This window comes from Paractinoplanes lichenicola, from assembly GCF_016785085.1.
Classification (GTDB): Bacteria; Actinomycetota; Actinomycetes; order Mycobacteriales; family Micromonosporaceae; genus Actinoplanes; species Actinoplanes lichenicola.
The window spans coordinates 304212-316625 of record NZ_JAENHO010000007.1 but is presented as its reverse complement, the minus strand read 5'-3'; the positions used below and the strand labels follow the sequence as shown (position 1 = coordinate 316625).

Annotated in this window: 11 protein-coding genes; 6 read left to right on the top strand and 5 right to left on the bottom strand. The window is 72.8% G+C overall.

Translation table 11 applies throughout. From position 1 onward, the window contains the following. Window positions 1-51 precede the first annotated feature (51 nt). Genes JKJ07_RS25755 through JKJ07_RS25740 form a run of 4 tightly spaced genes read left to right on the top strand, consistent with a single transcriptional unit; the run spans window position 52 to window position 3056 of the window. Window positions 52-1383 (top strand): citrate synthase, encoded by a 1332-nt coding sequence (locus JKJ07_RS25755; protein ID WP_202994336.1) that lies wholly within the window; start codon window positions 52-54, stop codon window positions 1381-1383. A 9-nt stretch (window positions 1384-1392) separates the two neighbouring features. Beyond that, the gene (locus JKJ07_RS25750; RefSeq protein ID WP_202994335.1) at window positions 1393-2034 is read left to right on the top strand and encodes a nitroreductase family protein; all 642 of its coding nucleotides are present in this window, start codon (window positions 1393-1395) and stop codon (window positions 2032-2034) included. Further along, a complete protein-coding gene (locus JKJ07_RS25745; protein ID WP_202994334.1) occupies window positions 2031-2369 on the top strand; it encodes a VOC family protein in 339 nt (112 codons plus the stop codon). The genes JKJ07_RS25750 and JKJ07_RS25745 overlap by 4 nt, the downstream gene beginning before the upstream one ends. A gap of 57 nt (window positions 2370-2426) precedes the next feature. Continuing rightward, window positions 2427-3056, top strand: a complete 630-nt coding sequence (locus JKJ07_RS25740) for a hypothetical protein (protein ID WP_202994333.1) — start codon at window positions 2427-2429, stop codon at window positions 3054-3056. Here the strand turns inward: JKJ07_RS25740 and JKJ07_RS25735 are convergent. The 3 genes from JKJ07_RS25735 to JKJ07_RS25725 all read right to left on the bottom strand — a co-directional run bounded on the left by JKJ07_RS25735 (window position 3053) and on the right by JKJ07_RS25725 (window position 6921). Beyond that, window positions 3053-4480, bottom strand: a complete 1428-nt coding sequence (locus JKJ07_RS25735) for a flavin-containing monooxygenase (RefSeq protein WP_202994332.1) — start codon at window positions 4478-4480, stop codon at window positions 3053-3055. The two genes, JKJ07_RS25740 and JKJ07_RS25735, sit on opposite strands and share 4 nt — an antisense overlap. Continuing rightward, on the bottom strand, window positions 4477-6093 hold the full coding sequence (locus JKJ07_RS25730) for an AMP-dependent synthetase/ligase (protein ID WP_202994331.1): 1617 nt from the start codon (window positions 6091-6093) through the stop codon (window positions 4477-4479). The genes JKJ07_RS25735 and JKJ07_RS25730 overlap by 4 nt, the downstream gene beginning before the upstream one ends. 69 nt (window positions 6094-6162) lie before the next feature. Next, window positions 6163-6921: an alpha/beta fold hydrolase gene (locus JKJ07_RS25725; protein ID WP_202994330.1), complete on the bottom strand. Its 759-nt coding sequence runs from the start codon at window positions 6919-6921 to the stop codon at window positions 6163-6165. Window positions 6922-6969: 48 nt separating this feature from the next. On the opposite strand from JKJ07_RS25725, the gene JKJ07_RS25720 reads away from it, so the two are divergent. Next, a complete protein-coding gene (locus JKJ07_RS25720) occupies window positions 6970-8604 on the top strand; it encodes a GMC oxidoreductase (RefSeq protein WP_202994626.1) in 1635 nt (544 codons plus the stop codon). 149 nt (window positions 8605-8753) lie between these two features. Then, window positions 8754-9647, top strand: coding sequence for an aminoglycoside phosphotransferase family protein (locus tag JKJ07_RS25715; protein ID WP_202994329.1), 894 nt, complete (start codon window positions 8754-8756; stop codon window positions 9645-9647). An 8-nt stretch (window positions 9648-9655) separates the two neighbouring features. Here the strand turns inward: JKJ07_RS25715 and JKJ07_RS25710 are convergent, their stop codons facing one another. Both JKJ07_RS25710 and JKJ07_RS25705 read right to left on the bottom strand, forming a co-directional pair. Further along, window positions 9656-10021 (bottom strand): STAS domain-containing protein, encoded by a 366-nt coding sequence (locus JKJ07_RS25710; RefSeq protein ID WP_202994328.1) that lies wholly within the window; start codon window positions 10019-10021, stop codon window positions 9656-9658. Window positions 10022-10073: 52 nt separating this feature from the next. Beyond that, window positions 10074-12368 carry an ATP-binding protein gene (locus JKJ07_RS25705; protein WP_202994327.1) on the bottom strand — a complete coding sequence of 765 codons (2295 nt, stop codon included), beginning with the start codon at window positions 12366-12368 and terminating at the stop codon, window positions 10074-10076. Window positions 12369-12414 lie beyond the last annotated feature (46 nt).

Below are 12414 nucleotides of genomic sequence, written 5' to 3'. Positions count from 1 at the left end.
CCGTACATATTGACGTCAACATTGATCCAGTCAATATGAGAGCATCTGCACATGCCCCGCCAGCCGCCTCCGCTCACTACCGCCGACGTCGCCCGCCTGCTCGGCGTCAAACCGGCGACCGTCTACGCCTACGTGAGCCGCGGCCTGCTGGGCAGCCGGCGCAACGCCGACGGCAAGCAGAGCCTCTTCGATCGGCGCGAGGTCGACGCCTTCCTGGCCTCGCGCAAGCGCCCCACCACGCCCGGCATCCAGACCGGCATCACGCTGATCAGCGACGGCGCTCTCCACTACCGCGGCCACGACGCCGTCGCGCTGGCCAGGGTAGCGAGTTTCGAGGAGGTCGTGGCCCTGCTGTGGACAGGCACCCGAAGGTACGAGACGTTCGACCCCGACCCGCAGCTGCTGGGCCTGGCCGAGGCCGTGATCGCCCCGCTCCCCCGCACGGCCCGGCACACCGACCGCCTGCGCGTCATCGCCGCCGCGGCCGCCGCCGGCGATCCCCTGCGCTTCGACACGAGCCCGGCCGCCGTCATCGCCACGGCCCGCTCCCTGATGGGCACGATGGTCGCCGCCCTGCCCTCCCCAGCCGGGGCCGCCCGACCGAACCGGCACCCGCGAAGGAAGCAGACGCCGGAAGGGGTTGGTGAGCGGGAGCTGGGAGCGGCTGGTGAACGGGTGCAGGAAGAGGCCCGTGAGCGGGAGCCGGGAGTCGAAAGCGACGCCGCCGCGGACAACGGGACGACGGATGCGGGCGGGCCTCGGATCGCGGAAGTGCTGTGGAGCCGGCTCACCGCTTGGGAGGCCACCCCGCGGGAGCACAACCTGCTCGAGGCGGCCCTGATCCTGCTGGCGGATCACGACATCGCGGCGTCCACACTGGCCGCACGCGTGGCCGCGTCGACCCGGGCCCACCCGTACGCGGTGGTGGGTGCGGGTCTGGCGGCGCTCGACGGGCCGCTGCACGGTGCCGCCAGCAGCCTCGCCCACCCCCTGCTGGCCGAGGTGCTCGAACGCCCCGACCCGGTCGACGCCATCGCGGATCGGCTGCGGGCCGGCGAGCCCGTCCCGGGTTTCGGGCATCGGCTCTATCCCGGCGGCGATCCCCGGGCCCGCGCCCTGCTCGACATGCTGGGTGACACGAGGGCGGGGGACGCCGCCGAGCGCCTCGCGGAGGTGGTGGGCGCCCGGTCCGGCGTACGGCCGAATGTCGATCTGGCTTTGGCCGCCCTCACACTGGAATATCAGATGCCGGCGGACGCCGGGGAAACGATCTTCGCCGTCGCGCGCACGGCCGGGTGGATCGCGCACGCGCTGGAGGAGTATGCCGACCGGCCATCGCGATTCCGGCCCTCGGGCGAGTATGCCCCCAAATCCAGCGGGTAAGGTCCGGGCATGCCGACCGAAGATCCGCGAAGCCTGTCCCTGCTCGATGGCCTGCACTCCACCCCCGCGCGGCGTTACCTGTCCGCCGAGCCGATCGCCGACGAGGTCATCACCGCCCTGCTCGACGCGGCCGTGCGCGGCCCGAGCGGCGGCAACAGCCAGCGCTGGGCCTGGATCGTCGTGCGCGACCCGGAGGTCAAGCGGCAGATCGCCGAGTGGTATCGGGAGGGCTGGGAGAAGAACTACGGGTCGCGGCGCGAGCAGATCCTCGGCGGGGCCGTCGACGGCGGCATGAGCGCGGCCACCTTCCGGGCCGCCGACAACCTCTCCGCCCGCTTGGAGCACGCCCCCGTCTGGATCTTCCCCGTGCTGCTCGGCGCGAAGCGGTCCAGCAATCCCCGGCTCGGTTCGTCCATCTACGGCGCCGTCCAGCAACTCATGCTGGCCGCGCGCGCCTACGGCATCGGCTCGACGCTGACCACGCTCTATACGGAGCACGAGGACGACGTACGGGAGCTTCTGGGTCTGCCCGAGGACGCGCTGACCATGGCGCTGATCCCGCTCGGGTATCCGGAGCGGGGCAAGTGGTCGCAGCCGAAACGGCGGCCGCTCGACGAGGTCGTCTTCTTCGACCGCTACACCACGTCATGACGTACATCAAGAGCCTCACGATCGACTGCCAGGACGCGCTCGTGGTCGCCAAGTTCTGGGCGGCCGCGCTGGGCGGCGAGCTCGACGAGACCGGCACGTCGGCCAAGGCCTTCGTCGAGGCGCCGGGCTGGGGCGGGCCGAACCTGTGGTTCCAGCGCGTGCCCGAGCCCAAGCAGGGCAAGATCCGCATGCACTTCGACCTGCGGGCGCCCGGCGGCGACATCCCGGCCGAGGTCGAGCGGCTCAAGGCGCTCGGCGCCACGTTCGCGTGGGAGGCCAACGGCCTGACCGTGCTGCGCGATCCGGAGGGCAACGAATTCTGCGTGGAGCAGTAAAGCGGGCGGGGCGGCGGCCGATAGCAGGGTCACCACACCCACGGAAGGGACCCCGCCATGCCGCAACGGACTCTGCCGGTCCGCGAAGATCGGTGGCAGCCGGAGGATCGGATCTATGACGGCCTGATCGCCCGGGCCGTCGACCACTCCGAGGACTCCGAGGCCCGCGACGGCACCGCCGAGATGATGGCGGGCGCTCTCATCCTGGTCGTCCTGTTCATCGTGGTGTTCAAGGGCACCGAGTCGGCCCAGGCCGCCCTGCTCACCTGTGGATTGCTGGGTGCGGGCGGCTTCGGTTGGATGGTGAACAACACCAAGCCGGCGAAGGCCGACCGCGCTCAGGCCCTGCGCGAGCTCGGCGGACCCGGTTCGCTCCCGGCCGGCTACCTGGTGCACGCCAAGGCGTGGGACGCGGGCATGTCGGACCACGTCGCCGGGGTGGCCGAGTCGCAGCTGCTGGCCGCGGCCGAGCTTTGCAACATCTTCCCCGGTACGGTCGACGACCTGCTCCGCTTCGTCGGCAACGTCGCGCTCCACGTCCCGGCCGGCCGCCACACCAGCGCCGACGACGTGCGCCGGCGGGCCCGCGAGCTGGTGCAGGTGGCCAAGCCGATCGTGGTCGACTACGCCAAGAGCGCGCCGAAGCTGCCCACGCCGCCGCCCGAGGGCAAAAAGGGCAAGCGTTAGTCGCCGAAATCCGAGGGCCGCAGGCGGGCGACCCGCTTGCGGTACTCCGCGGCCATGCCGGGCCAGTTGGTGACGACCCGGCCGGCCGCGTTGCGATACCAGCTCCGGCAGGACGTCCACACGCTGCGGGCCAGCCGCGCCTGGATCTCCTGGTCGTAGGCGGCGGCGACCGCCCGGCGTACGGCGAGCGGTTTTGACCCCGCGGCCAGCCGGCGCACGGCCTGGACCAGGTAGGCGGCCTGGTGCTCGATGAAGTAGAGCACCGAGGTGTTGCCGGTGTTGGTGTTGGGGCCGTAGATGAGGAAGAGGTTGGGGAAACCGGGAACCGTCATCCCCAGGTGTGCATAAGCCCCGGCCGCCCATTCGTCGGTCAGCGCCCGCCCGTCGCGGCCGGTGACCCGGATGCCGGCCAGGAAGTCGGTGGCGGCGAACCCGGTGGCGTGCACGAGCAGGTCGCATTCGTGCACCGTGCCGTCCGCCGTGCGTACGCCGGAAGGGGTTGTCTCGAGGATCTTCTCGGTGACGAGGGTGACGTCGGGGCGGCCCAGCGCGGGCAGCCAGGCGTTGGTGAACAGAACCCGTTTGCACCCCAGGGGATCCTCCGGCGTCACCTGCGCCCGCAGGGCCTTGTCGTGCACCTGCAGCCGGCGCTGGGCCCGCGAGACCGTGCGGATGAGCGCGCCCGCCACCCGGCCGCCGGTGATGGCCCGCCCGGTCACCACGGTCATCGCCCACACCCCGGCTCGCGGCAGGAGCAGCAGTCGCGGCAATTTCCCGTACGCATAACGGCGTCCGGCGCCGTAGCGGCGATCGGGGCGCGGCAGGGTCCACGGGGCCGTCCGCTGGAAGACGGTGATGTGCGCGGCCCGGCCGGCGAGGGCCGGGACGAGCTGGATCGCGCTGGCCCCGGTGCCGATGACCCCGATCCGGGCGCCGTCCACAGGCAGGTCGTCGCGCCACTGCGAGGTGTGGACAACCGGGCCGGCGAAGGTGCCCGGGATGGCGGGCGGCACCGCGTTGCCGAGTTGTCCACAGGCCGGCACGAGCACGTCGGCCTCGTACGGGGTGCCGCCGGCGGTCTCGATCAGCCAGCGGCTCCCGGTCCAGATGGCCGACGTGACCTCGGCGCCGAGCACGACGCGCCGGGTTATCCCCAGGGAATCGGCGGTGCGGCGCAGGTAAGCCAGGATCTCGTCGTGCGCCGGGAAGCGCCGGGACCAGCCCGGATTGGGTGCGAACGAGTACGAGTACAGCGGCGCGGGCACGTCGCAGGCGCACCCGGGGTACGTGTTGTCGCGCCACACGCCGCCGATCGACGCCGCCCGTTCGAGCAGGGTCACGTCGTCGAAGCCGGCCTCGAGCAGGGCGGCCGCGGCCGCGATCCCGCCGAACCCGGCCCCGATGACGACGACGCGCGGCTTCACGAGGCGTACAGCGCTTCCACTTCGGCCGCGTAGCGCCGCAGGACGGCGTGCCGGCGCACCTTCATGGTCGGCGTGACCAGCTCACCGCCGGGCACCCAGACGTCGGGCAGGATCTCGTACGCCCGGATCTGCTCGGGCCGGGACAGGGTGGCGTTGGCCTTGGCGACTCCGTCGGCCACCGCTTGCGCGACAGCCGGGTCGGCAGGGTCGGCCGCCGCCTCGGGGTCGAGCACGATCAGCGCCGTCAGGTGATCGCGGCCGTCGCCGATGACCACCACCTGGCCGATCAGCGGGCAGGCCGTGCGGACGGCGAGCTCGACGCCGGCCGGGGCGATGTTCTTGCCGCCGGTCGTGATGAGCAGCTCCTTCTTGCGGTCGACGAGCCGGAGATAGCCGTCCTCGTCCTGCCGGGCCACGTCGCCGGTGTGCAGCCAGCCGTCGGCGTCGATCGCGGCCGCCGTCTCCTCGGGCATGTCCCGGTAGCCGCGGGTGATCGACGGGCCACGGACGAGCAGTTCGCCGTCGTCGAGCAGACGGGTCTCGAGGCCGGGCAGGGGCAGGCCGATCGTGCCGGTGCGGAACTCGCCCGGCGGCACGAGGGTGCCCAGGCCGGCCACTTCGGACATGCCCCAGCCCTCGATCAGCGGAACGCCGATGGCGTTGACGAGCTCGATGGTCTCGGGCGGGGTGGGGGCGGCGGCGGTGATCGCCAGGCGGACCTGGTCGAGACCGAGCTGGGCGCGCAGCGGGGCGAGGACGCGTTGCTCCAGCTCCGCCGGCACCGCGCCGTGGGCCCGCAGCGACCGCACGGCCAGGTCGAGCGCGGGGGCGAGCTCGGGGATGCGCTTGATGCCGGCCACCAGGCGCAGCCACACCTGGGGCACCCCGCCGAACAGGGTCGGCCGCACCTCGGTCAGCGCGGCCAGGATCTGCCGGTGGTCGTCCAGGGTGGTCAGCTCGGTGCCCGCCCACAGGTGGATGTAGTGCGAGGCCCAGCGGTCGGCGATGTGCGCCGCGGGCAGGAACGAGATCATCCGGTCGCCGGGGCGGACGTCGAGCAGCGGGACGGTCGTGCCGACCATGGCCACCATGTTGGCGTGGGTGATCTCGACGCCCTTGGGCCGGCCGGTCGTGCCCGACGTGTAGACCAGGGTGAGCAGGTCGCCGGGGGTCACCTGGGCGCCGTCGAGATCGAGGCTGGGCCCGCCGAAGTCCTCGTCGGCCAGGATCAGCCGGTGCGGCTTGCTGGTCGCGAACGCGGGGGCCAGCCGCCGCTCGGTGACCGCGACGGTCGCGCCCGAGGCCGCCAGCAGATATTCGATCTGCTCCGGCGACGACGTGTTGTAGCAGGAGAACGGGACGGCGCCGAGGTGCTGGGCGGCGGTGTCGAAGAAGTGGAACTCGGGGCGGTTGGTCAGCAGCAGGGCGACCGGGTCGCCGTGCCGCACCCCGGCCTCGGCGAGCCCACCCGCGATGGCGGCGACGCGCTCGGCGTATTCGGACCAGGTGTAGGCCGGGCCGCCGCCGGCGGTGCGCAACGCGATCTCGTGCGGGCGGGTGGCGACGGTGCGCCGGAACGCGGCGACCATCGTGGACGGTGTTTCCTGGCTCATGGCTGACCGCCTTAGCCCGGGGATGTTCGCCCGAAGGTAGCAGCCTATTGACGGTGTGCCAATACGGGTTCAGCCCGCTTCGATCAGCAGTCTCGCGCAGGTCTCGGGGTCGTCGCTGAACGGCAGATGACCGCAGCCGGGCAGCCGTACGTGCCGGGCGCGGGGCAGCAACTGCCGGGCTCGAGCCGCCTGCCGGTAGGGCAGCACGATGTCGCGGGTGCCCCAGGCGATCGTCACCGGGATGTCGCCACCGCCGGCGAATCGCCAGCTGCCGAGCTCGCGGCAGGCGATGTCGAAGCCGGGCGCGGCCACCAGGGCCCGCGCGTCGGCCGCCGACTCCGCGGGATCCAGCCGCAGCGGCTTGGCGTAGAAGATCCCGCACAACGCGCCACGCCCGGCCCGGGTCCGCATCAAACCGGGCAGAACCGGGCCGAGGGCGGCCCCACCTCGCCGGGCCAGGCCCACCACTCCCTGGCACCACTTGGCGCCGCCGCGTCCGTAGAACCCGACCGGCGAGAAGGCGGTGACCGAGCGCGCGATCCCCCGCCGCCCCAGCTCGAGGGCCACTCCCCCGCCGAGCGAGCTCCCGCCCACGGCCGGGCGGACCACGCCGAGCTCGTCGAGCAGGGCGACGACCTGGTCCGCGAAGTGCGGCACGTCGCCGCGGCCGCCGTCGGGTGGCGACTCCCCGAACCCCGGCAGGTCGACGGCGATCACGTCGAAGTGCTCGGCCAGCGCCGGCAGAACGGGCCGCCAGACCTGCCACCGGCTGCCGAGCCCGTGCACGAGCACGAGCGGACTGCCGTGGCCCTCCCGATGGAATCGCATGCGCCCGCCCTTATTGACAGCACGTCAACAACGGTGCCACCGTACGCCATGGCGTACGACTACGACGTCCTCGTCGTCGGGTCCGGCTTCGGCGGCAGCGTCACCGCGCTGCGCCTGACCGAGAAGGGCTACCGCGTGGCCGTGCTCGAGGCCGGCCGCCGCTTCCCCGACGACCAGTTCCCGCGCACCTCGTGGCGCCTGCGCCGCTATCTCTACGCGCCCGCGCTGCGCTGCTTCGGCATCCTGCGGCTGACCCTGCTCGACAACGTGCTGATCATGTCGGGCGCGGGCGTCGGCGGCGGGTCCCTCGGCTACGCGAACACGCTCTACGAGCCGCCCGGCCGCTTCTTCGACGACCCGCGCTGGTCCGGCATCACCGATTGGAAAGCCGAACTGACCACCGCGTACGACCAGGCCAAGCGCATGCTGGGGGTGGCCGGGAACCCGTACGAGACGCCGTCCGACGTCGCCCTGCACGCGGTCGCCAAGCGCCTCGGGGCCGAGCAGACCTTCCGCCGTACGCCCGTGGGGGTCCACTTCGGCCCGCCCGGTGATCCGTACTTCGGCGGGGCCGGTCCGCGCCGCGAGACGTGCACCTTCTGCGGGTCGTGCATGACCGGGTGCCGCGTCGGCGCCAAGAACACGCTCGTCAAGAACTATCTGTACCTCGCCGAGCAGGCGGGCGCGACGGTCCTCCCGCTGACGACCGTCGACGACGTACGCCCCCTGGCGGCCGGCGGGTACGAGGTGCGCACTCACCGTACGGGCGGGGTACGCCGCCGCACGTACACCGCCGAGCAGGTCGTCTTCGCCGCCGGCGCGCTCGGCACCCAGCGCCTGCTGCACCGGCTGCGCGACAAGGGCAGCCTCCCGCACGTCTCCCCCCGCCTGGGCGAGCTGAGCCGCACGAACTCCGAGTCGATCCTGGGCGCCCGCACCCGCCGCCGGGACGCCGACTTCAGCCGCGGCGTCGCCATCACCTCGTCGATGCACGTCGACGCCGACACGCACATCGAGCCCGTCCGCTACGGCCGCGGCAGCAACCTGCTGGCCCTGCTGGCCACCGTGCTCGTCGACGACACGCCCGGCGCCCGCTGGAAGGCCGGGCTGCGCCAGCTCGTCCGCGACCGCCGCCACCTACGCCGGCTCGCCTGGCCCCGGCACTGGTCGGAACAGACGATCGTGCTGCTCGCCATGCAATCGCTCGACAACTCGATCACCGTCCGCCGCCGCCACGGCCGCCTGCGCACCAGCCAGGGCGTCGGCGCCCCCAACCCCGACTGGGTGCCGGCCGCCCACCGCGTCGCCCGCGCCCTCGCGGCCGAGATTGACGGCGTCCCCCTCGGCGCGATCACCGAGCTCGTCGGCCGCCCGGTCACCGGCCACTTCCTCGGCGGCTGCGCGATCGGCACCACCCCCGCCACAGGTGTGATCGACCCCTACCACCGCCTTTTCGGTCACCCCGGCCTGCACGTCGTCGACGGCTCGGCCGTGGCCGCCAACCTGGGCGTTAACCCCTCCCTCACGATCACCGCGATGGCCGAACGCGCCCTCGCCCTGTGGCCCAACGCCGGCACCCCCGACCCGCGCCCGCCGCTGGGCGCCGCCTACGAACGTCTCTCCCCGATCGCACCCCGCCACCCGGCCGTCCCGCCGTCTGCCCCTGGCGCGCTCCGACTCTAGGCCCTCCCGAACCGGCGGCTCGAGTTATCCACAATTCCGCTCTGTCCACAGGCACCCACCCCAAGATCGCCCCCGTCCGGAAGAATGGGGTCTGGGTGGGGGCACCCCCGGTAGGGTGGGCCCCTGTCCGGGTTCTACCGTGATCAGGCGTGACGGGTGTCAGCGAGGATCTGGTTCGTGCCCTGCTGCGGGAGCAGCAGCCCGACCTGGCCGAGCTGCCCCTCCGCGAGGTGCCGGGCGGCTGGGGCAACCAGATGTGGCGCCTGGGCGACGACCTGGCCGTCCGGATACAGCGGATGGACACCAGCCCCGGTCCGCAGCTCAAGGAGCGCCGCTGGCTCCCCCGGCTGGCCGCCCGCCTGCCGCTGCCCGTCCCGGCGCCGGTGCGGGACGGCACGCCGTCCGAGCGCTTCCCCAAGCTGTGGACGGTCATGACCTGGGTCCACGGCACACCCCTCGACCACGCGACGATCACCCGGAGCGACGACGCGGCCGACCGGCTGGCCGCATTCCTCGAGGCGCTGCACGTGGAAGCACCCGCCGACGCCCCCGGCGCCTCGGATTTCGGCACCCACCCGAAGGACTCCCGGGGCGGGTTCGAGCATTTCCTGGGGGCCGTCGACCTCGAGGCCTTCGACGCCGCCGAGAGCGACATCCGGGCCGTGTGGGACGAGGCGGCGGCGACCCCCGAGTGGCCGGGACCACGGGTGTGGGTGCACGGCGACCTGCATCCCGCGAACGTTGTCGTCGCCGACGGCACGCTCGCCGGCGTCGTCGACTTCGGCGCGCTCTTCGCGGGCGACCCGGCGTGGGACCTCGGGGCGGCGTGGTTGCTGCTGCCCGACGGCGGCGCGGCCCGGTTCTTCGACCGCTACCCCGCGGTGGACGAGGCGACGTTCCGGCGGGCGCGCGGGCTCGCCGCCATGAAGTGCCTGTTCCTCATGCTGATGGGTCAGAACGGGGAGCGCGGCCTGCCCGGCGGGAAGTCGCACTGGGGACCCGCCGGGCGGTCGGCCCTCGCGCGCGTCCTGAACGGCCGGTGACCGCGCGGTCAGGCGCAGTTGCGCAGGTCGGCCGGGGCCGGGCGGGTCAGGAACTCCGGGGCCAGGCCGAGCCGGTCCAGGGTCAGCCAGACGGCCGGGTGGGCCGCGACCACGTCGAGCAGGCAGCCGCGGGCCCGGACGGCCGCGTGCAGTTCGTACAGGGCCCGCACGCCGGCCACGTCGATGAAGTGGGTGCCGCCGAGGTCCAGGTTGAGCCCGGCCGGCTGCCAGCGGTCCACGGTGTCGACGATCCAGCCGCGCAGCCAGGCGCTGTTGCTCACGTCCAGTTCACCGGTCACGCTGACGTTCACTGCGGCGGCGCCGGCCGATGTCGTGCGCACGTGCAGCAGGCCGGGCGGGTTCTCGACGGTCATGCCGTTAATTGTCGCCGAGACAATAGCCGACGGTATCGGTCAAGTAACCGATTTAGCAGGTGAACCTGGCCGCCACCCAGGCCGCGATCTGCGTCCGCGCGTTGAAGTCCAGCTTGGTCAGGATGTGCTCGAGGTGCGTGTTGGCGGTGCGCCGGCTGATCACCAGGCGGTCGGCGATCTGCTGGTTGGTCATGCCCGCCGCGACCAGCTCGGCCACCTCGCGCTCGCGGCGGGTCAGCGGCGCCCAGTCGGTGGTGGCGTCCGCCTCGGCCGGGGCCGCCTCCTCCTCCAGCGCGTACGCCACCCCGGCCTCGAACGCGAACGCCATGCCCTCGGCCAGCAGTACGTCGAACCGCTGGTCGCCGAGCACGTCGCGAGACTTCTTCTCGGCCCATTCCTGGCTCGCGCTCAGGTCGGGCGAACCCATCTGCGGCAGCCCGACGGCCTCCCACAACCGGTGCGCGACGCCGAAGAGACGGGCCGCTCGCTCGCAGTCCCCGAGCGCCGACGCCGCCCGGGCCAGCGAGTCCATCGCCATCGCGTTGCCCCCGAGGTCGCAGAGCTGCCGTTTCACTCGCAAGGCGGACCGGGCGTGCACGACCGCCGCCGAAGGCCGGTCACGCATCAGCTCGATCACCGAGCGCACATACTCGGCGTACGACCGGGACCATTGCTCACCGTTCTGGTCGCAGAGCTCGAACTGCTCGTCGGTGACGGCCGCCGCGCGATCGAACTCCCCGAGAAACGCGAGCGCGATGGCCTGGGCCGACATCGCCACGAACAATCCGGTTCCCGGGTCGCCGCCGTTGGTGTGCAGCCGGACCGACTCCTGAGTGCTCTCCAGCGCTTTCGCCGGCTCGCCCCGCAGCGCCGCCGCGACCCCCATGACGTAGGTGATCCACCCTCGCGCCTCCACGTCGGCGTGCGGACGGCATTCGTCGGCGTAGTCAGCGGCCCTGAGCATGTCACCCTGAAGCGCGCAGATCCAGGCGCAAACCCACAGCGCATGCGTACGGGCCGGGGTCGGCGCCGGGGCCAGGGCCATCGCGCGTTCGAGATAGTGGCGGCCCTCGCGCGGGTGCCCGCAGGCGAACCAGAAGTAGTTCAGCGCCGCCGCCAGCTCCAGCCCGGCCCCGTACTCCTCCGGTTCGGACAAGCTGAAGTCCAACGCCGTACGCAGGTTGGGGTGCTCGAGGGTGAGCCGGCGGAACCACTCGGCCTGCCCCGGCCCGCACCACTCGGCGTCGAACCGGCGGGCCAGCCGCAGGTAGTGGTCGCGATGCCGGCGCCGCACCTCGCGTTCCTCGCCCGAGGCGCGCAGGATCTCCACCCCGTACTCGCGAATGGTGTCGAGCATCCGGTAACGGCCCTCGGAGCCGGGGCCGTCGAGCACCAGGATCGACTTGTCGACGAGCCCGGCCACCAGGTCGAGCGTCTCGCCGCAGACCTCCTGCACGGCCTCCAGGTCGAACCCGTCGGCGAACACCGAGGCCCGCGCCCACACCATCCGCTCGCCGGCGCTGCACAGGGCATAGCTGCCGTCGATGGCCTTGCGCAGCGACTCGTGCCGGCCCCCGCCGGCCCGGCTGAGCAGGCCGGATTCGTCGCTGTACCAGCCCTCGACCAGCTCCGCGATCCGTTCGACGGGCAGCGCCCGGGTGCGGACGGCGGCCAGTTCGATGCCGAGCGGGATCCCGTCCAGGCGGCGGCACAGCCGGGCCACGGCGTCCTGGTTGCCAGGGGTGAGCGTGAAGCCGGGGGCGGCCGCGGCGGCCCGCTCGGCGAACAGCATGACGGCGGCGTCGAGCTCGCGGTCGGCGGGTGAGACGGCCGGGTCGGGGACGGGCAGCGGCGGCAGCAGGAAGACGTGTTCGCCGTTCACCCCGAGCGGCTGGCGGCTGGTGGCCAGCACCTGCAGCCCGGGCGCGGCCCGCAGCAGCGTCTCCACGAGGGACGAGCACGCCCCGACCACGTGCTCGCAGGTGTCCAGCACGAGCAGCAGCCGGCGGGAGGCGAGATAACCGGCCAGGCCGTCGGACTGCGGGCGGGCCGACTGGTCCTGCACGCCGAGCGCCTGCCCGACGGCCTCGGCGATCAGGCACGGGTCGGCGATCACCGACAGGTCGACGAGCCACACCCCGTCCGGGAAGGCTCTTTGCACCTCGGCGGCCACCCGGATCGCCGTACGGGTCTTGCCGACGCCGCCGATGCCGGTGATCGTGACGAGTCGCGAGGTGGCCAGCAGGCGTTTGAGCTCGGCACGCTCGCGGTTGCGATCGACGAAACTGGACAGCTCGGCGGGCAGGTTCCCGCGAAGCCGCCGCGACTGCGCTGTGCGAGCGTCCATCGACGTACCGTAAGCACATCGGGGGTTGTCCGCCCACGCTCAATAT